Genomic DNA, 20,784 nt, shown 5'->3' with positions numbered 1-20,784 from the left:
GGAGGGAGAGGGGACTGAATGGGGGATATTGGAGAGGTACGCCGACTTGAAATAGCCTTACTGAATCCATAATCGACTCAATCTTTCAGGTCGATGTAGAGCGCCAGACACCTCGGTCGGCCCCCTCTCCCTCCGGGAGAGGGCTGGGGTGAGGGTTGGTCGAATCCAAGGCATAAAAAAACCGCCCTGAGGCGGTTTTTTGCAAAGAGCGAAGCCAGCGAATTAAAGACCGGACATTTTGTGGATCGCGCCCTTGAGTTCGTCGTCGGAGCAGTCGGCGCAGGTGCCTTTAGGTGGCATCGAGTTAATACCGCTGATGGCCTTAGCCAGCAGACCGTCAATCCCGCCCTGCTCTTTGGCGCGTTTGCCCCAATCCGCCGCATCACCAATCTTCGGCGCGCCCAACAACCCCGTACCGTGGCAAGCGTTGCAGTGCTTGGCAATCACTTCATCCGGGGTTTTCGCCCCGCCACCGCCGCCTGCGGAAGCGGCAACTTCCATCCCCTTGCACTCCTTGCCTTGTACACACACCTGGCCGACTGGCTCGAGGCGCTTGGCAATGTCGTCATTCGTCGCAGCTTGAGCGCTGACAGCCCAGAGGGCCAATACAGTTGCTGGTGCAGCCAGCATTTTCATAATTAGATTCACGCGTTCACCCTCAATGGTGGCTATTCACGCCTGCGGCCACGGTTCGCAGGCGGGCGGAAGTATAGCGGGTAGCCCGTCACACTGAAACAACCCCATAGTCGAAGGGGTTATACCGCACGGTAGAAAAACTCTCCGGATGCCTTTGCCATCATGGCTTGGCACCTCTTTGTTAAAAATTCGCCGGCGTGGCTGCGCTGATTAGTCGCGCAGGCAAGTCGAACGGATTACGGAAACGGTGCGGCTTGGTACTTTCAAAGTAGTAGCTGTCGCCGGCTTCGAGAATAAAAGTTTCCAGACCCACCACCAGTTCCAGACGACCTTCCACCAGAATCCCGGTTTCTTCGCCTTCATGGGTGAGCATTTCTTCGCCGGTGTCGGCGCCCGGCGGGTAGATTTCGTTGAGGAAGGCGATGGCGCGACTAGGGTGCGCGCGGCCGACCAGTTTCATGGTCACGGCGCCGTCGGAAATGTCGATCAGCTCGTTGGCCTTGTAGACGATCTGGGTCGGGACTTCCTGCAGGATTTCTTCGGAAAAGAACTCGACCATGGACATGGGAATCCCGCCCAGTACCTTTCTCAACGAACTGATCGAAGGGCTGACGCTGTTCTTTTCGATCATCGAAATGGTGCTGTTGGTGACGCCCGCGCGTTTGGCGAGTTCACGCTGAGAAAGCCCTTTGAGCTTGCGGATCGATTGCAGTCGTTCACCGACGTCCAAGGCGCGAGCCTCCTGATGTTGTAAGAATATTGAGCGTTATCATGGCGACAGCGTTCAGTATTTACAACACTTGGCCCCCGCAGCGGCGTCAACCCTCGGAATAGAGCCTTGGCACCCGGCGCAGGTTGCAGAAGATCTGGTACGGAATGGTCTCGGCCCACTGCGCCACTTCACTGGCGAGGATGTTTTTGCCCCACAGTTCGACGGTCGAACCGAGGTCGGCTTCCGGCACATCGGTGAGATCGATGCACAGCATGTCCATCGACACGCGACCGAGAATGCGGCTGCGCTTGCCCGCCACCAGAACCGGCGTACCAGTCGGCGCCTGACGCGGGTAGCCATCGGCGTAACCCATGGCGACCACGCCGATGCGCATTGGTCTGTCGGTGATGAATTTGGCGCCGTAACCCACCGGTTCGCCGGCCGGCAGTTCACGCACGCAGATGACTTTCGATTCGAGGGTCATCACCGGTTGCAGACGCTCGGCCACGGCATTGGCTTCTTCGAACGGGGTTGCACCGTAAAGCATGATGCCCGGGCGCACCCAGTCACTGTGAATCTGCGGCCAACCGAGTACGGCGGGCGAATTGCGCAGGCTGACTTCCGCGGCCAGACCCTGACGCGCCGCTTCGAACACCGCGACCTGTTCGGTGCTGCTCTGCGCGTGCAGTTCATCGGCGCGGGCGAAATGGCTCATCAAGACGATCTTCGCGACTTTGCCGCTGGCCAGCAGACGTTGATAGGCGGCTGCGTAATCCTTTGGATGCAGACCGACGCGGTGCATGCCCGAATCGAGCTTCAGCCAAACAGTAATCGGCTTGCTCAGCGCTGCCTGCTCAATCGCTTCGAGTTGCCACAGCGAGTGCACCACGGTCCAGAAATCATGCTCGACGATCAGCGCCAGCTCATCGGCCTCGAAAATCCCTTCCAGCAACAACACGGGCGCCTTGATGCCGGCCGCGCGCAACTCCAGCGCCTCTTCGATGCAGGCCACGGCAAAACCATCGGCCTCGGACTCCAGCGCCTGGGCGCAACGTACCGCGCCATGGCCGTAGGCATCGGCCTTGATCACCGCAAGCGCCTTGGCGCCGGTGACTTCGCGGGCAATTCGGTAGTTGTGGCGCAGGGCTTCTAGGTCGATCAGGGCACGGGCAGGACGCATGGCGGCAGACTTCTAGGCGGTCATGGGAAGAAAAACCGGCGCCGACTGACGACGTGAACCGCCAACAGCGCCGGGAGAGGGATCTTTACAACGGTTACGGCAGCGCGGCGACGATAGAGATTTCTACCAGGATGCTCGGCTTGGCCATTTTCGCTTCGACGGTGGCACGGGCCGGCGCGGCGCCTTTCGGCAGCCACTGATCCCACACCGAGTTCATCCCGGCGAAGTGTGCCTCGATGTCGTTCAGGTAGATCGCCGCCGACAGCAGGTGTTGTTTGTCGGTGCCGGCCAGATCAAGCAAACGCTCGATATTGGCCAGTACGTCGCGGGTCTGCTGTTCAATCCCGGCGTCGAAGTCGTCGCCGACCTGTCCGGCCAGATACACAGTGCCGTTGTGGCTGACGATCTGACTCATGCGCTCATTGGTGAGCTGGCGCTGGATTGACATGTTTTGCGGACTCCTGGGTCTTGTTGCCGTAACGGGAAATATCGAGGCCTTCGGCGCTGATCTGTGGTTTTTTCTTCGCCATCAGGTCGGCCAGCAAACGACCGGAGCCGCACGCCATGGTCCAACCGAGGGTGCCGTGACCGGTGTTGAGGAACAGGTTCTTGAACGGGGTGGCGCCAACGATCGGCGTGCCGTCCGGGGTGGTCGGACGCAGGCCGGTCCAGAAACTTGCCTCGGCCAGATTGCCGCCCTGAGGATAAAGGTCGTTGACGATCATCTCCAGGGTTTCGCGTCGACGCGGGTTCAGCGACAGGTCAAAACCGGCGATCTCGGCCATGCCGCCGACGCGAATGCGATTATCGAAACGGGTGATCGCGACCTTGTAGGTTTCGTCGAGAATGGTCGAGGTCGGGGCCATCGCCGGATTGGTGATCGGCACGGTCAGCGAGTAACCCTTGAGCGGATACACCGGGGCTTTGATGCCCAGCGGCTTGAGCAGTTGCGGCGAGTAGCTGCCGAGCGCCAGCACGTAGCGGTCGGCGGTTTCCAGCTTGCCGTCGATCCACACGCCGTTGATGCGATCACCGGCGTAGTCGAGTTTCTGGATGTCCTGGCCAAAGCGGAATTCCACACCCAGCTTCACGGCCATTTCAGCGAGGCGCGTGGTGAACATCTGGCAGTCGCCGGTCTGGTCGTTCGGCAGGCGCAGGGCACCGGCGAGGATGTCAGTCACACCTGCCAGTGCCGGTTCGACGCGGGCAATCCCGGCACGGTCGAGGACTTCAAACGGCACGCCGGATTCTTTCAGCACAGCGATGTCTTTGGCGGCGCCATCGAGCTGCGCCTGAGTGCGGAACAGCTGAGTCGTACCGAGGCTGCGGCCTTCGTAGGCGATGCCGGTTTCGGCGCGTAATTCGTCGAGACAGTCGCGGCTGTACTCGGACAGACGCACCATGCGCTCCTTGTTCACCGCGTAACGGTTGGCGGTGCAGTTGCGCAGCATCTGCGCCATCCACAGGTACTGGTCGATGTCGGCGGTGGCCTTGATCGCGAGAGGGGCGTGGCGTTGCAGCAGCCACTTGATCGCCTTGAGCGGCACGCCCGGCGCGGCCCACGGCGAGGCGTAGCCCGGCGAGACCTGGCCGGCGTTGGCGAAACTGGTCTCCATGGCCGCAGCAGGCTGCCGGTCGACCACCACCACTTCAAACCCGGCACGGGCCAGATAGTAAGCACTGGCGGTACCGATGACGCCGCTACCCAAGACCATTACGCGCATTTTTGTATCCCTCATCGCGGCAGGGCCGCGTACGTCTGTTGTTAGAGCAATGATGGGCGCAGTGTAAAAAAGAAATGCCAGTGCTTTTCACTATATAAGCGCCTATATTTGGCGACAATTCTCGGCAAAAACCCCTTTCACAGAGGCGCATCCCCTATGCGTACCAACACTCAGACCAAACGTGAGCTGGACAAGATCGACCGCAACATCTTGCGGATCCTGCAGGCGGACGGGCGGATTTCCTTCACCGAACTGGGCGAAAAGGTCGGGCTCTCGACTACGCCCTGCACCGAGCGGGTGCGGCGTCTGGAGCGCGAAGGGATCATCATGGGCTACAACGCCCGGCTCAATCCGCAGCATTTGAAGGGTAGCTTGCTAGTGTTCGTCGAGATCAGCCTCGACTACAAATCCGGCGACACTTTTGAAGAGTTCCGACGCGCGGTGCTGAAATTGCCGCACGTGCTGGAATGTCATCTGGTGTCAGGGGACTTCGACTATCTGGTGAAGGCGCGGATTTCCGAGATGGCCTCGTACCGCAAGCTGCTGGGCGACATTCTGTTGAAGCTGCCGCATGTGCGCGAGTCGAAGAGTTATATCGTCATGGAAGAGGTTAAGGAGAGCTTGAGCCTGCCGATCCCGGATTGAGATTGGTGTCGCTCCATTCGCGAGCAGGCTCGCTACCACAGGGGAATGCATTTCAAATGTGGGAGCGAGCCTGCTCGCGAAAGCGGCGCCTCGGTCCCAAGTGAACGCGTTAAACCAGCACCTGCCGATTCGCCGCCATGTACTCGAATATCTGCTTCTCCACCCGTGGATGAATCAGCTCCACCGGCCGCCGCTCATTCGGGCAAGGCAAAGTTTTGGTCGTGCCGAACAACCGGCAAATCAGCGGCCGCTCTTCATAGACCGTGCAGCCATTCGGCCCCAAATGCACACAGTTCAGTTCTTCCATCGCCGCATCCTGCTCGGCGCGGGTCTTGCGCGGCAGGCGGGCCATTTCTTCCGGCGAGGTGGTCACCGGGCCGCAGCAATCGTGGCAGCCGGGCACACACTCGAACGAGGGAATCTGCTGGCGCAAGGTGCGGACTGTCTGGCTGTTGCAGCTCATCGAAACGGTAACCAAGGTGGGATAGGCGACAATTGTGCCGCAAAAGCCGTGATCCAGACACCGCAGGCCGACCAGTGTTGCCCCCATTCGCGCGTGCGGCTTATGCTCCGTCAAATTTTCTCGACACCTTAGCCGTTGGATGACGCCCATGACTGCCCGCGCCTTCACCTCCGCGAGCCAACCCCACGTTGCCTCTTACTACGCCGCCAGCAGCCTGCCACAGCCGGATCACCCGCTGCTGCAAGGTGAAGTGATCGCCGACGTCTGCGTGGTGGGTGGCGGGTTTTCCGGGTTGAACACGGCGCTGGAACTGGCTGAACGCGGGCTCAGCGTGGTGCTGCTGGAAGCGCACAAGATCGGCTGGGGCGCCAGTGGTCGCAACGGCGGGCAACTGATTCGCGGCGTCGGCCACGGTCTCGATCAGTTCGCCAACATCATCGGCACCGATGGCGTGCGCGAGATGAAGCTCATGGGCCTGGAGGCGGTGGAAATCGTCCGCCAACGCGTCGAGCGTTTTCAGATTGCCTGTGATTTGACCTGGGGCTACTGCGATCTTGCCAACAAACCTTCCGATCTCGAAGGTTTTGCCGAAGATGCCGAAGAACTGCGCGGCCTCGGTTATCGCTACGAAACGCGATTACTGCAAGCCGACGAGATGCACACGGTTGTCGGCTCCAAACGTTATGTCGGTGGTTTGATCGACATGGGTTCTGGGCATCTGCATCCGCTGAATCTCGCATTGGGCGAAGCAGCGGCGGCGCAGCAATCGGGCGTCAAACTGTTTGAACACTCGGCGGTGACGCGTATCGATTACGGCCCCGAAGTCAAAGTCCATACAGCCCAAGGTTCGGTGCGCGCGAAAACGCTGGTGCTTGGCTGCAACGCTTATCTGAATGATCTGAATCCGCAACTTAGTGGCAAGGTTCTGCCCGCCGGCAGCTACATCATTGCCACCGAACCCTTGAGCGAAGAGCAGGCGCATAGCCTGTTGCCGCAGAACATGGCGGTCTGTGATCAGCGGGTGGCGCTGGATTACTACCGGCTCTCGGCGGATCGGCGTTTGTTGTTCGGCGGTGCCTGCCATTATTCGGGGCGTGATCCGAAAGACATCGCCGCGTACATGCAACCGAAGATGCTCGAAGTGTTTCCGCAACTGACGGGCGTGAAAGTCGATTATCAGTGGGGCGGCATGATCGGCATCGGCGCCAACCGTTTGCCGCAGATCGGCCGGCTCAATGATCTGCCGAATGTGTATTACGCCCAGGCTTATTCAGGCCACGGGGTGAACGCCACGCACCTGGCGGGCAAGCTGCTCGCCGAAGCAATCAGCGGGCAGCACAGCGGTGGCTTTGATCTGTTTGCCAAGGTGCCGCACATCACCTTCCCGGGCGGCAAGCATTTGCGCTCGCCGTTGTTGGCGTTGGGGATGTTGTGGCATCGTCTTAAAGAGCTGGTCTGATTGATCGTTCCCACGCTCTGCGTGGGAATGTATCCAGTGACGCTCTGCGTCACAGCGGACGCGGAGCGTCCGGGGCGGCGTTCCCACGCAGAGCGTGGGAACGATCGGTGGTTGTCAGATCCGCCAGAACGGCTTCAACCCCTCCTCCTGCGCCTGCTCAAGCGTCAACCCGATGTCCTTGAGCTGATCCGCCGTCAGCGCCAGCAACGCCCTGCGCGTGTGCAGACGATGCCAGAACAGATCCCAGCGACTCAGGCCGGACGGTGCGTTACGCATGATCTCATTGCGTGCACGATCCTTCTGCCCTGCCGCCAGTTCCTGACTGTGTAACGTCAGCCGCACATCACTCAAGCCGTTCATTTTGGTTGCTCCTGTTTACTTGGGTAGCCAGAGATTCCATGATGCGCGGGCGAGCAAAACCGTTACAGATTCAAAGCCACTGTATTTACTCCATACAGATTTGCCGCTTTATCGACTGAATTGTCGATTTCTGTCGCATCTGTACTGGTTTTACGAATCACCTGCACCGAGGCTGAGCCATGACCCTTTACGTAAACCTCGCCGAATTGCTCGGCACGCGCATCGAACAAGGCTTCTATCGTCCCGGCGACCGCTTGCCGTCAGTGCGTGCCTTGAGCGTCGAACACGGGGTCAGCCTGAGCACGGTGCAGCAGGCTTATCGCGTGCTCGAAGACAGTGGTCTGGCCACGCCGAAGCCCAAATCCGGCTACTTTGTGCCGGTCGGCCGCGATTTGCCGGAGCTGCCCGCCGTCGGCCGTCCGGCGCAGCGGCCGGTGGAGATTTCGCAATGGGATCAGGTGCTGGAATTGATTCGCGCGGTGCCGCGCAAGGATGTCGTGCAACTGGGTCGCGGCATGCCCGACATCAGCTCGCCAACGATGAAACCGCTGCTGCGCGGCCTCGCCCGCATCAGCCGTCGCCAGGACATGCCCGGCCTGTATTACGACAACATCCACGGCACCCTCGAACTGCGCGAGCAGATCGCCCGACTGATGCTCGACTCCGGCTGCCAGTTGAGCGCCAGCGATCTGGTGATCACCACCGGTTGCCACGAAGCACTGTCCACCAGCATCCACGCAATCTGCGAGCCGGGCGACATCGTCGCGGTGGATTCGCCAAGCTTCCACGGCGCCATGCAAACGCTCAAAGGCCTCGGCATGAAAGCCCTGGAAATTCCCACCGACCCACTCACCGGCATCAGCCTCGAAGCACTGGAACTGGCGCTCGAACAATGGCCGATCAAGGTCATTCAGCTCACCCCGAACTGCAACAACCCGCTCGGCTACATCATGCCGGAGTCGCGCAAACGCGCCCTGCTCAACCTCGCGCAGCGCTTCGACGTGGCGATCATCGAGGACGATGTGTATGGCGAGCTGGCCTACACCTACCCGCGTCCGCGCACGATCAAATCCTTCGACGAAGACGGCCGCGTGCTGCTCTGCAGTTCGTTTTCCAAGACCCTGGCGCCGGGGCTGCGCATTGGCTGGGTCGCACCGGGTCGATACCTTGAGCGCGTGCTGCATATGAAATACATCAGCACCGGTTCGACCGCGCCACAACCGCAGATTGCCATCGCCGAATTCCTCAAGGCCGGTCATTTCGAACCGCACCTGCGGCGCATGCGCACGCAATACCAGCGCAGCCGTGACCTGATGATCGACTGGGTAACGCGGTACTTTCCCGCGGGTACTCGCGCCAGCCGGCCGCAAGGCAGTTTCATGTTGTGGGTCGAATTGCCGGAAGGTTTCGACACCCTGAAACTGAATCGTGAGTTGCACGACCAAGGCGTACAGATTGCCGTCGGCAGCATCTTTTCCGCCTCGGGCAAGTACCGCAATTGCCTGCGGATGAACTACGCTGCCAAACCGACAGCGCAGATCGAAGAGGCGGTGCGCAAGGTCGGCGAGACGGCTGTCAGATTACTGGCCGAAGCCGACTGACCTTTTTCCCGAGAACCGCGTCCATATGCCGACCCTAGCCGCCAACCGGAATGATCCTACGTGAGCTTCAGACAGCCCTTGTTCGCTTTGCTGTTACTCGCCTCGTTCCTGAGCGGCTGTGCCAGTCTCGATGTCCCGCGCGAGCCGAGTCAGGCCTTGCCGGCTTCCGATTCCAGCTTCGGCCGTTCGATTCAGGCACAAGCGGCGCCCTATCAAGGACGCTCGGGTTTTCGCCTGCTATCCAACAGCAGCGAGGCATTCACTGCACGCGCCGAGCTGATCCGTAACGCCCAGACCAGTCTCGATCTGCAGTACTACATCGTCCATGACGGTATCAGCACGCGGATGCTGGTAGAGGAATTGCTCAAGGCCGCCGATCGTGGCGTGCGTGTACGCATTCTGCTCGACGACACCACCAGCGATGGCCTCGACCAGATCATCGCCACACTCGCAGCGCATCCGCAGATTCAGATTCGCCTGTTCAACCCGCTGCATCTGGGTCGCAGCACCGGTGTCACCCGCGCGGCTGGTCGCTTGTTCAATCTGTCGCTGCAGCATCGACGCATGCACAACAAGCTGTGGCTGGCGGATAACAGCGTGGCCATCGTTGGCGGACGCAATCTGGGTGACGAGTATTTCGACGCCGAGCCAAACCTGAATTTCACCGACATCGACATGCTCAGTGTCGGCCCGGTGGCCGAGCAGCTCGGGCACAGTTTCGACCAATACTGGAACAGCGCCCTGAGCAAACCGATCGACGAATTCCTCTCCAGCCAACCGACCGCCAAGGACCTGGAGAACACCCGCACGCGCCTGGAAGAATCGCTGGAAGAAACGCGCAAACAGAATCACGCGCTGTATCAGCAGTTGATGACCTTCACCACCGCGCCGCGCATGGATATCTGGCGCAAGGAGTTGATCTGGGCGTGGAACCAGGCGCTGTGGGATGCGCCGAGCAAGGTGCTGGCCAAGGGCGAGCCGGATCCGCAGTTGCTGCTGACCACGCAACTGGCGCCGGAGCTTAGGGGGGTCAGCAAAGAACTGATCATGATCTCGGCGTACTTCGTTCCAGGCCAGCCAGGGTTGGTGTACCTGACCGGACGCGCCGATGCCGGCGTTGCCGTGAGTCTGCTGACCAATTCGCTGGAAGCCACCGACGTGCCGGCGGTGCACGGCGGATATGCACCGTATCGCAAGGCGCTATTGGAACACGGCGTTAAACTGTACGAACTGCGGCGCCAGCCTGGGGATAACTACGGCAGCGGGCCGCATGTGTTTTACAGCAAGTCGTTTCGCGGCTCGGATTCGAGCCTGCACAGCAAGGCGATGATCTTCGATCGGCAGAAGTCGTTTATCGGATCGTTCAACTTCGACCCGCGCTCGGTGTTGTGGAACACCGAGGTCGGGGTGTTGGTCGATAGTCCGGAGCTGGCCGAGCATGTGCGTGAATTGGCCTTGCAGGGTATGGCGCCAGCACTGAGTTATGAGGCGAAATTGCAGGATGGCCAGATTGTCTGGGTCACCGAAGACAACGGCCAGATGCATACCCTGACCAAGGAACCGGGGAGTTGGTGGCGACGCTTCAATGCGTGGTTCAGCACCACTGTCGGCCTGGAACGCATGCTTTAAAAAGCAAAAGATCTACGCAGGCTCGCTTACTGGGCCGAATGCTCCTTGGCGCAAAAGCAGAATCACCAAGCCAAACGCGCCGATCGCCATCAGCAGCGGCAACGCGTGTCCGTTGATCCACTGACTGCCTGCCCCCGCCGCAAGCGGCCCGACCAGACAACCGACACCCCACAACTGCGCAATGTGAGCATTCGCCCGCACCAGTGCATCGTCACGATAACGCTCGCCAATCAGAATCAGCGACAAGGTGAACAAGCCACCGGCACTCGCCCCGAACAACACCCAAAGCGGCCAGATCAGCAGCGTATCGAGCAGCAGCGGGATCGCCAGGCTCGACAGCATCAATACCACCGCACACCCGGCGAACAACGTACGCCGCGACAGGTAATCCGCCAACGCGCCGATCGGCAATTGCAGCAGCGCATCACCGACCACCACGGTGCTGACCATAGCCAAGGCGATTTCAGCGGTGAAACCCTGTTGCAGGCAATACACCGGCAGCAACGTCAGGATCATTGCCTCGAACGCGGCAAACAACGACACCGCCCAGGCAATTGCCGGCAGCTCGCGCGCGAATCCCCAAAGATCGCGGAATGTCACGCTGCTGGCTTCACTGCTCGGCGCACCGCTGCGACCGATTAACAGCAACGGTGAAACCAGCAGCAAACCGACACCGACCCAAAAGCCGTAATCATGCTCGGTGCCCAGCGCGCCCAACAGCAACGGCCCCGACAGCTGGCTCAATGCATAGCTGCTGCCATACAGCGCCACAAGGCGGCCGCGCCAGTGTTCGACCACCAGTTGATTGATCCAGCTCTCGCCGAGGATGAACACGATGGTCAGGATCACCCCGATCATCAGACGCAGCACCAGCCAGACCGGATAACTTGGCAACAACGCCAGCAGGCCGATCGATAGCGCCCCGGCCCACAGGCACAGGCGCATCAGGTTCGCCGTGCCGAAGCGCGCCGCCAAATGGCTGGAAATCTTCGCGCCCAACAACACGCCAATCGCCGGCATCGCTGCCATTACACCAATGGCGAAGGAACCGTAACCCCAACCCTCAAGACGCAACGACACCAACGGCATGCTGACCCCCAGGGCCAGACCGACACTCAAGACAGACGCCAACACGGCGAAATACGTCGCCCAACGCATGTTCCACGCTCCTGTGGATAATTATTTTTAAAGGCCACATCAAGCAAATGTGGGAGCGAGCCTGCTCGCGAAAGCGGTTTCACATTCAGCACATGGGCTGACTGATACACCGCTTTCGCGAGCAAGCTCGCTCCCACAGGGATCTGCCTCGTCTGGAGGATCTGCTCTTGCGAACAGCCCCTCCTAACGGCTTACAGCTTGATCCACGTCGCCTTCAGTTCGGTGTACTTGTCGAACGCGTGCAGCGACTTGTCGCGACCGTTGCCCGACTGCTTGAAGCCACCAAATGGCGCGGTCATGTCGCCGCCGTCGTACTGGTTAACCCACACGCTACCGGCGCGCAGCGCTTTGGCGGTCAGGTGCGCCTTGGAGATGTCCTGGGTCCAGACCGCAGCGGCCAGACCGTAGGGCGTGTCGTTGGCGATCTGGATAGCTTCCTCGGCAGTATCGAAGGCGATGACCGACAGCACTGGGCCGAAGATCTCTTCCTGAGCGATCTTCATCGCGTTGCTCACGCCGTCGAAAATCGTCGGCTCAACGTAAGTGCCACCGGTTTCCTGCAGAATGCGCTTGCCGCCAGCGACCAGTTTGGCGCCATCGCTGTGGCCGGACTCGATGTACGACAGCACGGTGTTCATCTGTTGGGTGTCGACCAGTGCACCAACGTTGGTGGCAGGATCCAGCGGGTTGCCCGGCTTCCAGGCTTTCAACGCCTCGATCACCATCGGCAGGAATGTGTCCTTGATCGAACGCTCGACCAACAGACGCGAACCGGCGGTGCAGACTTCGCCCTGGTTGAAGGCGATGGCACTGGCAGCCGATTCGGCAGCCGCTTGCAGATCCGGCGCATCGGCAAAGACGATGTTCGGGCTCTTGCCACCGGCTTCCAGCCAGACGCGTTTCATGTTCGATTCGCCGGAGTAGATCATCAGTTGCTTGGCGATCTTGGTCGAACCGGTGAACACCAGCGTGTCGACATCGTTGTGCAGGGCCAACGCCTTGCCGACGGTGTGACCGTAGCCGGGCAGCACGTTGAGCACGCCTTTCGGAATGCCGGCTTCAACGGCCAGCGAGGCGATGCGGATGGCGGTCAGCGGGGATTTTTCCGACGGTTTGAGGATCACAGAGTTACCGGTCGACAGCGCCGGGCCGAGCTTCCAGCAGGCCATCATCAGCGGGAAGTTCCACGGCACGATGGCGCCGACCACGCCCACCGGCTCGCGGGTCACCAGACCCAGTTGATCGTGCGGCGTGGCAGCGACTTCGTCGTAGATCTTGTCGATCGCTTCACCGCTCCAGCTCAGCGCTTGTGCCGCGCCCGGCACGTCGATGTACAGCGAATCGCTGATCGGCTTGCCCATGTCGAGGGTTTCGAGCAGAGCCAATTCTTCGGCGTGCTGTTTCAGCAGGCCGGCAAAACGAATCATGGTGGCTTTGCGTTTGGTCGGCGCCAGGCGCGACCAGACGCCGGAATTGAAGGTGGCGCGGGCGTTTTCCACAGCGCGCTGAGCGTCGGCGGCGTCACAGCTGGCGATCTTGCCAAGCAGACGGCCATCGACCGGGCTGATGCACTCGAAGGTCTCGCCGGAGACGGCGTCGGTGTATTCGCCATCAAGGTAGGCGCGGCCTTCGATCTTCAGGTCGCGGGCGCGTTGTTCCCAATCGGCACGAGTCAGGGTGGTCATTTCGAGTGTCCTCCGCTTGTTGAATACGAGCGCCGCGCGATCTTCGCCAGCGTCCTCAGGAATTCTGCCCGGCCAGCCGGTTTTTCGGCCAGAGGCACCCGCCACCCTAAACCAGCGGCCGGGGTTGTTTCAATATATTTGACATAAGGTGGTCCTACGGCCTTGCGGTGTTGATTTTAATCAACATAGACTTTGGCCCTTTCCAGCCAATCGCGCCGTATTCACGGGGGATAACAACAATGAACATCCAGAACGTCGTCGACATCAGCCTGACCAGCAGCGAAGCCGAACGCTATCGCCCGGACCCGGCCAAAGTGCTGAAGGGCGATCCTGAGCAAGCGGTGTTCCATCAGTACGAAAGCCCTTGTGGGCAGATGGGCGTCGGCGTGTGGGAAGGTGCGGTGGGGCAATGGACGGTGAATTACACCGAGCATGAGTATTGCGAGATTTTGCAGGGGGTTTCGGTGTTGCGCGATGGCGATGGCAATGCCAAGACCCTGCGTGTGGGCGACCGGTTTGTGATTCCGGCGGGGTTTCGTGGCACTTGGGAAGTGCTGGAGGCTTGCCGCAAGATCTATGTGATCTTCGAACAGAAAGCTTGAGGATTTTCGCTGGCTGATCCGGCCCTATCGCGAGCAGGCTCACTCCTACAGGTGACCGCATTCCAATGTAGGAGTGAGCCTGCTCGCGAAGAGGCCCGGACAGGCGATGCAAATCTGAAGGCAACAAAAAAGGCCCGTATCGTGAGATACGGGCCTTTTTCGTAAGTCGGGAAAAATCAATTACTTGATTTTGCCTTCCTTGTAGATCACGTGCTTGCGAACAACCGGATCATATTTCTTGATCTCGATTTTGTCCGGGGTAGTACGCTTGTTCTTGTCGGTAGTGTAGAAGTGACCAGTACCGGCGCTCGAGATCAAACGAATCAATTCACGCATGATTAACTCCCTTAAATCTTGCCATCGCGGCGAAGTTCGGCGAGCACGACAGTGATGCCACGCTTGTCGATGATACGCATGCCTTTGGCAGATACGCGCAGACGCACAAAACGTTTCTCTTCTTCAACCCAGAAGCGGTGATGCTGCAGGTTCGGCAGGAAACGACGACGGGTTTTGTTGTTTGCGTGGGAAATGTTATTCCCAGTCACCGGACCCTTACCGGTAACTTGACATACTCTCGACATGCCTCAGCCCTCTAAAACCACATGCCCAACCCGGCATGGGTTGGCCGCTTAATCTCTCAGTCATTTGGCGCCAGGCGCCGCGTTTCTTTAGAGGTCTTACCGGCTACACCTACAGTGAAGGAACCGGGCCCCTAGAAAAGAGCGCTGCTTTATACCAGAAAGACTGGGGTGCAACAACATTCGGTGTGCAATCAATCCACAAAAAGGCGCTTTTTCAGCCCGCGAACGCCTTGGATAAAGGCTGCCATCGATTTTTACCACTCGTCGCAGAAAATCGCCTGAGCAGGCGTTTCCGACTTTTAACGTGACGCCGTGGTCTGAAAAACTGCCATCACTGTGCCCCGAAAATACAAAAAGGGGATAGTCATTTGTAATCCAGCCCTCTAGGGTAGGCCTTTTCCAGACTGCACTTGCAGATGGGCCTTCGATCTGTAAAAGGAAACCGACCATGCGCCTCGCTGCCCTACCCCTGTTGCTCGCCCCGCTCCTGCTGAGCCCTCTGGCCGAGGCCGCCGCGCTGAGCGTCTGTACCGAGGCCAGCCCGGAAGGGTTCGACGTGGTGCAATACAACTCGCTGACTACCACCAACGCTTCGGCTGATGTGCTGATGAACCGTCTGGTGGACTTCGACACCGCCAGCGGCAAAGTCGTGCCGAGCCTGGCCGACAGCTGGGAAGTCAGCACCGATGGCCTGACTTACGTGTTCAAACTGCACCCGCAGGTGAAATTTCACACGACCGAGTACTTCAAGCCGAGCCGCGAGCTGACCGCCGAAGACGTCAAATTCAGCTTCGACCGCATGCTCGACCCCGCCAACCCATGGCACAAGGTCGCGCAGAGTGGCTTCCCCCATGCCCAGTCGATGCAGTTACCGGCACTGATCAAGAAGATCGACGCACTTGATCCGCTGACCGTGCGCTTCACCCTTGATCACCCGGACTCTACGTTCCTGGCGACCTTGAGCATGGGCTTCGCCTCGATCTACTCCGCCGAATACGCCGACAAGCTGATGAAGGCCGGGGCGACGGACAAGCTCAACAGCCAGCCGATCGGCACTGGCCCGTTCGTGTTCAACCGCTTCCAGAAAGACGCGGCGATCCGTTACAAGGCCAACCCGGACTACTTCGGTGGCAAGCCTGCGGTGGATCCGTTGATCTTCGCCATCACCCCGGATGCCAACGTGCGCCTGCAAAAGCTGCGACGTAACGAATGCCAGATCGCCCTGTCGCCGAAGCCTCTCGACGTACAGGCCGCATTGAAAGAGCCGACACTGAAAGTCGAAAAGACTGACGCGTTCATGACCGCATTCGTCGGCATCAACAGTCAGCATCCGCCGCTGGACAAGCCGGAAGTGCGTCAGGCGATCAACCTCGCCTTCGACAAGGCCAACTACATCAAGGCTGTGTTCGAAGACACCGCTGAAGCCGCCAACGGCCCTTACCCGCCAAACACCTGGAGTTACGCGAAGAACCTGCCGGGGTATCCGCACGATGTCGCCAAAGCCAAGGCGCTGCTGGCCAAGGCCGGTTTGAAGGACGGCTTCCAGACCACCATCTGGACGCGTCCGTCAGGCAGCCTGCTCAATCCGAATCCGAGCCTGGGCGCACAGATGTTGCAGTCGGATCTGGCGGAAATCGGCATTCAGGCGGAAATCCGTGTGATCGAGTGGGGCGAGCTGATTCGCCGCGCCAAGGCCGGCGAGCATGATCTGCTGTTCATGGGTTGGGCCGGCGATAATGGCGACCCGGACAACTTCCTCACGCCGCAGTTTTCCTGCGCCGCGGTCAAGTCGGGCACCAACTTCGCGCGATACTGCAATGCCGATCTGGACAAGCTGATCAGCGCCGGCAAGACCACCAGCGAACAAGGTGTGCGCACCAAATTGTACGAGCAGGCGCAGGCGCAGATTCAGCAGCAGGCGTTGTGGCTGCCACTGGCGCACCCGACTGCCTACGCGCTGACGCGTAAGGATGTGCAGGGTTACTCGGTAAGCCCGTTTGGCCGGCAGGACTATTCCAAGGTCAACCTCAAATAACCTTGCCTGCATAGTTCCCAATGTGGGAGCGAGCCTGCTCGCGAAAGCGGTCCGTCAGTAACAAAAGTGCTGACTGACACACCGCCTTCGCGAGCAGGCTCGCTCCCACAGAGGTTTAGCGTTTGTCCCTGAGAACTACATCCAGCCGCACTCCGCCATCGACAGCGGCTCACCATCGCCGACAATGAAGTGATCCAGAACCCGCACATCAATCAGCTCCAGCGCCTTTTGCAGACGCTTGGTCAGCAGCCGATCTGCCTGACTGGGGTCGGTATTCCCCGATGGATGGTTGTGGCACAGGATCAGCGCCGCCGCGTTATTGGCCAAACATCGTTTAACCACCTCGCGGGGATGCACGCTGGTGTTGTCGATGGAGCCGCGAAACAGTATCTCGAAGGTCAATACTTGATGTTTGGAGTCGAGAAACAGGCAACCAAACACCTCATGCGGTTCGTGACGCAGCATCGATTTCAGATAATCGCGAACGACCTGAGGGTTTTCCAGGGCGGGTTTCTGCCGTGATTTCTCAGCCAGATGTCGCCTGTTCATTTCCTGAGCAGCTTGCAGTTGCGCAAACTTTGCCGGCCCGAGCCCCAATTGTTTGCTGAATGCGTCCTGATCGGCCTCAAGCAGCAAACGCAGGCTACCGAATTGAGTCAACAGATTGCGCGCCAGGTCGACAGCGCTTATTCCGGGCAATCCGGTACGCAGAAAAATGGCCAATAACTCAGCGTCCGAAAGGCTCGCTGCACCGTGTTCCAACAACCTTTCCCGCGGCCGTTCCGCCGCAGGCCAATCGCGAATACTCATACACATTCCCTGTCTGTGGGCGCCGCTGTTCCGTAGCGGTCGCTGTGATATCGTAGCCCATCTTTTTTGTGGTCGATTCAACCCTGGGGAGGGGGCATCGCACCGCAGTCATCAACGAAATGAAAGGCAGACCTATGCAGCGGCTGTATCGGAAACGCATCGTTCTGGGCGTCGGCGGCGGCATCGCGGCCTACAAGAGCGCTGATCTGGTTCGTCGCCTGATCGACCAGGGCGCCGAAGTGCGCGTGGTCATGACCCATGGCGGCGCCGAGTTCATCACCCCGCTGACCATGCAGGCCTTGTCCGGCCACCCGGTGCACCTCGACTTGCTCGACCCGGCCGCAGAAGCCGCAATGGGCCACATCGAGCTGGCCAAGTGGGCCGATCTGGTGCTGATCGCCCCGGCCACCGCCGACCTGATCGCCCGTCTGGCTCAAGGCATCGCCAACGATTTGCTGACCACCTTGGTGCTGGCCACCGACGCTGTCGTCGCCGTTGCTCCGGCGATGAATCAGGCGATGTGGCGCGACCCGGCGACCCAGGCCAACCTGCAACTCCTGGAAAGCCGTGGGCTGAAGACCTTCGGCCCGGCATCTGGCAGTCAGGCCTGCGGCGACGTCGGCATGGGCCGCATGATGGAAGCCACCGATCTGGCGCAATGCGCGGCGGACTGCTTCCAGCGCCAGGCACTGACCGGCAAGCACGTGGTGATTACTGCCGGCCCGACCCAGGAAAACATCGACCCGGTGCGCTACATCACCAACCACAGCTCCGGCAAAATGGGCTTCGCCCTCGCCGAAGCTGCGGTTGAGGCCGGCGCCCGCGTGACCCTGATCAGCGGCCCAGTGCACCTGCCAACGCCAGATCGCGTCACGCGCATCGACGTAGTCAGTGCCCGCGACATGCTCGCGGCTTGCGAATCGGCGATCCCGTGCGACGTGTTCATCGCCTCGGCAGCCGTAGCGGACTACCGCCCGGAAGTCGTTGCCCCGCAGAAATTGAAGAAAGACCCTACGAGCGGCGACGGCTTCGTCCTGCAAATGGTGCGCAATCCAGACATTCTGGCCACCATCGCGACCCGTCCCGACCGTCCGTTCAGTGTCGGCTTTGCCGCCGAGACCGAACACCTGCTCGACTACGCTGCACGCAAGCTGAAGGACAAGAATCTCGATTTGATCGTCGCCAACGACGTCGCCAACCCGAGCATCGGTTTCAACAGCGAAGAAAACGCCTGCAGCGTGATTGACCGTGCGCTGCACGCCACGGTTTTCGCCCAGACCAGCAAGAGCAAGATCGCTCGCCAACTGGTCACTTTTATCGCCGAACGTCTGAACCAGGTTTAATTTACATGCACGCTTTGCAAGCCAAGATCCTCGACCCACGAATCGGTACTGAATTCCCGCTGCCGCAATACGCCACCCCGGGCTCCGCCGGCCTCGACCTGCGCGCCATGCTGGATCAGGACATCGTGATCAAACCGGGTGAAACCGTGCTGATCCCCACCGGTCTGTCGGTCTACATCGGTGACCCGAACCTCGCCGCACTGATCCTGCCGCGCTCGGGCATGGGCCATAAGCACGGCATCGTGCTGGGCAATCTCGTCGGTTTGATCGACTCCGATTACCAGGGCCCGCTAATGGTGTCCTGCTGGAACCGTGGCCAGAGCGATTTCACCATGACCGTCGGCGAACGTCTGGCGCAACTGGTGCTGGTACCGGTGGTGCAGGCGCACTTCGAAATGGTCGAAGAGTTCGTCGAAACCGAACGCGGCACCGGCGGATTTGGCCACACCGGCACCAAGTAATCAGATGAATATCCTGTAGGAGCTGCCGCAGGCTGCGATCTTTTTATTTTCAAGATCAAGATCAAAAGATCGCAGCCTTCGGCAGTTCCTACAGGGTAAATTTGTGCAGTTTCAGCGACAGGTTTTAACACCGAAAATCAAGGTTTTGCCGGCCGAAAGCCACGCCAGGCGAGGCGTCATGGCCCTTTCACACCACGAACTCTCTGTGGAAAACGCCGTCATACCCTTCAGTTTGAGCCTGCCGTCGAACGATTCGTCGGTCTGTCCCGCCACTTTCGAGATGGAGCATTTCCGTAGATGAGCACCCCAGCCAAGATTGCCCCGACGCTGCCCGACAGCATTTTCCGCGCCTATGACATTCGCGGCACCGTGCCGGAATTCCTCAATGCCGAAACCGCCTACTGGATCGGCCGCGCCATAGGCTCGCAGAGCCTGGCGCAAGGTGAGCCGAACGTGTCCGTCGGTCGTGACGGTCGACTGTCCGGCCCGGAGCTGGTTGCAGAGCTGATTCGCGGTATTGCCGAGAGCGGCTGCCACGTCAGCGATGTCGGTCTGGTGCCGACGCCGGCGCTGTACTACGCCGCCAACGTCCTGGCGGGCAAGTCCGGGGTCATGCTCACCGGCAGCCACAATCCGTCGAACTACAACGGCTTCAAGATCGTCATCGCCGGCGACACCCTCGCCAACGAACAGATTCAGGCCCTGCACGAGCGCCTCAAGAGCAACAACCTGAGCAGCGGCACGGGCAGCGTCACCCAAGTCGAAATCCTCGACCGCTACAACACCGAAATCGTCCAGGACATCAAACTGGCGCGGCGCATGAAAGTCGTGGTCGACTGCGGCAACGGCGCGGCAGGTGTGATCGCTCCGCAACTGATCGAAGCGCTGAACTGCGAAGTCATCCCGCTGTTCTGCGACGTCGACGGCAACTTCCCGAACCACCACCCGGACCCGGGCAAGCCTGAAAACCTCGTCGACCTGATCGCCAAGGTCAAGGAAACCAACGCCGACATTGGCCTGGCGTTCGACGGTGACGGCGACCGTGTCGGCGTGGTGACCAACACCGGCAGCATCGTCTACCCCGATCGCCTGCTGATGCTGTTCGCCCGTGACGTCGTGGCGCGTAATCCGGACGCGGAAATCATCTTCGACGTCAAATGCACCCGTCGTCTGGTGCCGCTGATCAAGGAATACGGCGGCCGACCGCTAATGTGGAAGACCGGTCATTCGTTGATCAAAAAGAAAATGAAACAATCCGGCGCGCTGTTGGCCGGGGAAATGAGCGGGCACATCTTCTTCAAGGAGCGCTGGTTCGGTTTCGACGACGGCATCTACAGCGCCGCACGACTGCTGGAGATCCTCAGCAAGGAAAAATCCACTGCGGAAGAGCTGTTTGCGACCTTCCCGAATGATATTTCTACGCCGGAAATCAATATCCATGTGACCGAAGAGAGCAAATTCAGCATCATTGATGCACTGCATGACGCACAGTGGGGCGCAGGCGCTGACCTGACCACCATCGACGGCGTGCGAGTCGACTACGCCAAAGGCTGGGGCCTGGTGCGCGCATCCAACACCACACCGGTGCTGGTGCTGCGCTTCGAGGCCGATGACGAGGCTGAATTACAGCGCATCAAGGACGTGTTCCACGCCCAATTGAAACGCGTTGCACCTGATCTCCAACTACCGTTCTGATCCAC

General features: G+C 59.9%; 20 protein-coding genes and 1 pseudogene. 9 read left to right on the top strand and 12 right to left on the bottom strand.

Going from position 1 to position 20,784, the window contains the following annotated elements; all coding sequences use genetic code 11:
• Positions 1-222: 222 nt before the first annotated feature.
• The 5 genes from L8H52_RS17320 to dadA all read right to left on the bottom strand — a co-directional run bounded on the left by L8H52_RS17320 (position 223) and on the right by dadA (position 4,252).
• Positions 223-636 (bottom strand): c-type cytochrome, encoded by a 414-nt coding sequence (locus tag L8H52_RS17320; protein WP_347340752.1) that lies wholly within the window; start codon positions 634-636, stop codon positions 223-225.
• Positions 637-817: 181 nt separating this feature from the next.
• The gene (locus tag L8H52_RS17315; protein ID WP_008086779.1) at positions 818-1,366 is read right to left on the bottom strand and encodes a cupin domain-containing protein; all 549 of its coding nucleotides are present in this window, start codon (positions 1,364-1,366) and stop codon (positions 818-820) included.
• 88 nt (positions 1,367-1,454) lie between these two features.
• The gene (gene alr, locus L8H52_RS17310; protein ID WP_242207817.1) at positions 1,455-2,528 is read right to left on the bottom strand and encodes an alanine racemase; all 1,074 of its coding nucleotides are present in this window, start codon (positions 2,526-2,528) and stop codon (positions 1,455-1,457) included.
• 94 nt (positions 2,529-2,622) lie between these two features.
• Positions 2,623-2,976: a RidA family protein gene (locus L8H52_RS17305; RefSeq protein ID WP_242207818.1), complete on the bottom strand. Its 354-nt coding sequence runs from the start codon at positions 2,974-2,976 to the stop codon at positions 2,623-2,625.
• On the bottom strand, positions 2,948-4,252 hold the full coding sequence (gene dadA / locus L8H52_RS17300) for a D-amino acid dehydrogenase (protein WP_016985828.1): 1,305 nt from the start codon (positions 4,250-4,252) through the stop codon (positions 2,948-2,950). The genes L8H52_RS17305 and dadA overlap by 29 nt, the downstream gene beginning before the upstream one ends.
• Positions 4,253-4,408: 156 nt before the next feature.
• Between dadA and L8H52_RS17295 the strand changes: the two genes are divergently transcribed.
• The gene (locus tag L8H52_RS17295; RefSeq protein WP_003177284.1) at positions 4,409-4,897 is read left to right on the top strand and encodes an Lrp/AsnC ligand binding domain-containing protein; all 489 of its coding nucleotides are present in this window, start codon (positions 4,409-4,411) and stop codon (positions 4,895-4,897) included.
• A 109-nt stretch (positions 4,898-5,006) separates the two neighbouring features.
• Here L8H52_RS17295 and L8H52_RS17290 read toward each other — a convergent pair whose 3' ends face one another.
• Complete coding sequence (locus tag L8H52_RS17290) at positions 5,007-5,360, bottom strand: YkgJ family cysteine cluster protein (RefSeq protein WP_038359217.1); 354 nt, start codon at positions 5,358-5,360, stop codon at positions 5,007-5,009.
• A gap of 148 nt (positions 5,361-5,508) precedes the next feature.
• Here L8H52_RS17290 and L8H52_RS17285 point away from each other — a divergent pair, with 148 nt between their 5' ends.
• Positions 5,509-6,819, top strand: coding sequence for an FAD-binding oxidoreductase (locus L8H52_RS17285; protein ID WP_242207819.1), 1,311 nt, complete (start codon positions 5,509-5,511; stop codon positions 6,817-6,819).
• A 114-nt stretch (positions 6,820-6,933) separates the two neighbouring features.
• On the opposite strand, the gene L8H52_RS17280 is transcribed toward L8H52_RS17285, so the two are convergent.
• A complete protein-coding gene (locus L8H52_RS17280; protein WP_242207820.1) occupies positions 6,934-7,179 on the bottom strand; it encodes a DUF1127 domain-containing protein in 246 nt (81 codons plus the stop codon).
• Positions 7,180-7,358: 179 nt separating this feature from the next.
• On the opposite strand from L8H52_RS17280, the gene L8H52_RS17275 reads away from it, so the two are divergent.
• Positions 7,359-8,780, top strand: coding sequence for a PLP-dependent aminotransferase family protein (locus L8H52_RS17275; RefSeq protein ID WP_242207821.1), 1,422 nt, complete (start codon positions 7,359-7,361; stop codon positions 8,778-8,780).
• Positions 8,781-8,840: 60 nt separating this feature from the next.
• Positions 8,841-10,409: a phospholipase D family protein gene (locus L8H52_RS17270; protein WP_242207822.1), complete on the top strand. Its 1,569-nt coding sequence runs from the start codon at positions 8,841-8,843 to the stop codon at positions 10,407-10,409.
• A gap of 12 nt (positions 10,410-10,421) precedes the next feature.
• On the opposite strand, the gene L8H52_RS17265 is transcribed toward L8H52_RS17270, so the two are convergent.
• Together L8H52_RS17265 and L8H52_RS17260 are read right to left on the bottom strand one after the other, a co-directional pair.
• Positions 10,422-11,567 (bottom strand): MFS transporter, encoded by a 1,146-nt coding sequence (locus L8H52_RS17265; RefSeq protein WP_242207823.1) that lies wholly within the window; start codon positions 11,565-11,567, stop codon positions 10,422-10,424.
• 191 nt (positions 11,568-11,758) lie between these two features.
• A complete protein-coding gene (locus tag L8H52_RS17260) occupies positions 11,759-13,252 on the bottom strand; it encodes an aldehyde dehydrogenase (RefSeq protein WP_242207824.1) in 1,494 nt (497 codons plus the stop codon).
• 239 nt (positions 13,253-13,491) lie between these two features.
• On the opposite strand from L8H52_RS17260, the gene L8H52_RS17255 reads away from it, so the two are divergent.
• Complete coding sequence (locus tag L8H52_RS17255) at positions 13,492-13,854, top strand: cupin domain-containing protein (protein ID WP_242207825.1); 363 nt, start codon at positions 13,492-13,494, stop codon at positions 13,852-13,854.
• A gap of 180 nt (positions 13,855-14,034) precedes the next feature.
• On the opposite strand, the gene rpmG is transcribed toward L8H52_RS17255, so the two are convergent.
• Together rpmG and rpmB are read right to left on the bottom strand one after the other, a co-directional pair.
• Positions 14,035-14,190: a 50S ribosomal protein L33 gene (gene rpmG / locus L8H52_RS17250; protein WP_003177274.1), complete on the bottom strand. Its 156-nt coding sequence runs from the start codon at positions 14,188-14,190 to the stop codon at positions 14,035-14,037.
• 11 nt (positions 14,191-14,201) lie between these two features.
• A complete protein-coding gene (rpmB, locus tag L8H52_RS17245; protein WP_007920377.1) occupies positions 14,202-14,435 on the bottom strand; it encodes a 50S ribosomal protein L28 in 234 nt (77 codons plus the stop codon).
• A 448-nt stretch (positions 14,436-14,883) separates the two neighbouring features.
• On the opposite strand from rpmB, the gene L8H52_RS17240 reads away from it, so the two are divergent.
• Positions 14,884-16,470, top strand: a complete 1,587-nt coding sequence (locus tag L8H52_RS17240) for an ABC transporter substrate-binding protein (RefSeq protein ID WP_242207826.1) — start codon at positions 14,884-14,886, stop codon at positions 16,468-16,470.
• A 135-nt stretch (positions 16,471-16,605) separates the two neighbouring features.
• On the opposite strand, the gene radC is transcribed toward L8H52_RS17240, so the two are convergent.
• Complete coding sequence (radC, locus tag L8H52_RS17235; RefSeq protein ID WP_016985817.1) at positions 16,606-17,280, bottom strand: DNA repair protein RadC; 675 nt, start codon at positions 17,278-17,280, stop codon at positions 16,606-16,608.
• 134 nt (positions 17,281-17,414) lie between these two features.
• Between radC and coaBC the strand changes: the two genes are divergently transcribed.
• The 3 genes and pseudogenes from coaBC to L8H52_RS17220 form a co-directional block, all read left to right on the top strand.
• Positions 17,415-18,623: a bifunctional phosphopantothenoylcysteine decarboxylase/phosphopantothenate--cysteine ligase CoaBC gene (gene coaBC / locus L8H52_RS17230; RefSeq protein ID WP_007920365.1), complete on the top strand. Its 1,209-nt coding sequence runs from the start codon at positions 17,415-17,417 to the stop codon at positions 18,621-18,623.
• Between the two features lie 5 nt (positions 18,624-18,628).
• Positions 18,629-19,084, top strand: coding sequence for a dUTP diphosphatase (dut, locus tag L8H52_RS17225; protein ID WP_122594515.1), 456 nt, complete (start codon positions 18,629-18,631; stop codon positions 19,082-19,084).
• Between the two features lie 291 nt (positions 19,085-19,375).
• Positions 19,376-20,779: pseudogene (locus L8H52_RS17220) on the top strand (phosphomannomutase/phosphoglucomutase); the annotation flags it as partial.
• Between the last annotated feature and the right edge of the window lie 5 nt (positions 20,780-20,784).

The organism is Pseudomonas sp. CROZ-RG-20F-R04-15 (assembly GCF_022662375.1).
GTDB lineage: Bacteria > Pseudomonadota > Gammaproteobacteria > Pseudomonadales > Pseudomonadaceae > Aquipseudomonas.
The sequence above is the reverse complement of the archived record's forward strand: the minus strand, read 5'-3'. Positions and strand labels throughout refer to the sequence as shown.

Coding starts and splice junctions, on each gene's coding strand:
- L8H52_RS17320 (WP_347340752.1), bottom strand. CDS start 636: ATGAAAATGCTGGCTGCACCAGCAACTGTATTGGCCCTCTGGGCTGTC.
- alr (WP_242207817.1), bottom strand. CDS start 2,528: ATGCGTCCTGCCCGTGCCCTGATCGACCTAGAAGCCCTGCGCCACAAC.
- L8H52_RS17305 (WP_242207818.1), bottom strand. CDS start 2,976: ATGTCAATCCAGCGCCAGCTCACCAATGAGCGCATGAGTCAGATCGTC.
- dadA (WP_016985828.1), bottom strand. CDS start 4,252: ATGCGCGTAATGGTCTTGGGTAGCGGCGTCATCGGTACCGCCAGTGCT.
- L8H52_RS17295 (WP_003177284.1), top strand. CDS start 4,409: ATGCGTACCAACACTCAGACCAAACGTGAGCTGGACAAGATCGACCGC.
- L8H52_RS17290 (WP_038359217.1), bottom strand. CDS start 5,360: ATGAGCTGCAACAGCCAGACAGTCCGCACCTTGCGCCAGCAGATTCCC.
- L8H52_RS17285 (WP_242207819.1), top strand. CDS start 5,509: ATGACTGCCCGCGCCTTCACCTCCGCGAGCCAACCCCACGTTGCCTCT.
- L8H52_RS17280 (WP_242207820.1), bottom strand. CDS start 7,179: ATGAACGGCTTGAGTGATGTGCGGCTGACGTTACACAGTCAGGAACTG.
- L8H52_RS17275 (WP_242207821.1), top strand. CDS start 7,359: ATGACCCTTTACGTAAACCTCGCCGAATTGCTCGGCACGCGCATCGAA.
- L8H52_RS17265 (WP_242207823.1), bottom strand. CDS start 11,567: ATGCGTTGGGCGACGTATTTCGCCGTGTTGGCGTCTGTCTTGAGTGTC.
- L8H52_RS17260 (WP_242207824.1), bottom strand. CDS start 13,252: ATGACCACCCTGACTCGTGCCGATTGGGAACAACGCGCCCGCGACCTG.
- L8H52_RS17255 (WP_242207825.1), top strand. CDS start 13,492: ATGAACATCCAGAACGTCGTCGACATCAGCCTGACCAGCAGCGAAGCC.
- rpmG (WP_003177274.1), bottom strand. CDS start 14,190: ATGCGTGAATTGATTCGTTTGATCTCGAGCGCCGGTACTGGTCACTTC.
- rpmB (WP_007920377.1), bottom strand. CDS start 14,435: ATGTCGAGAGTATGTCAAGTTACCGGTAAGGGTCCGGTGACTGGGAAT.
- L8H52_RS17240 (WP_242207826.1), top strand. CDS start 14,884: ATGCGCCTCGCTGCCCTACCCCTGTTGCTCGCCCCGCTCCTGCTGAGC.
- radC (WP_016985817.1), bottom strand. CDS start 17,280: ATGAGTATTCGCGATTGGCCTGCGGCGGAACGGCCGCGGGAAAGGTTG.
- coaBC (WP_007920365.1), top strand. CDS start 17,415: ATGCAGCGGCTGTATCGGAAACGCATCGTTCTGGGCGTCGGCGGCGGC.
- dut (WP_122594515.1), top strand. CDS start 18,629: ATGCACGCTTTGCAAGCCAAGATCCTCGACCCACGAATCGGTACTGAA.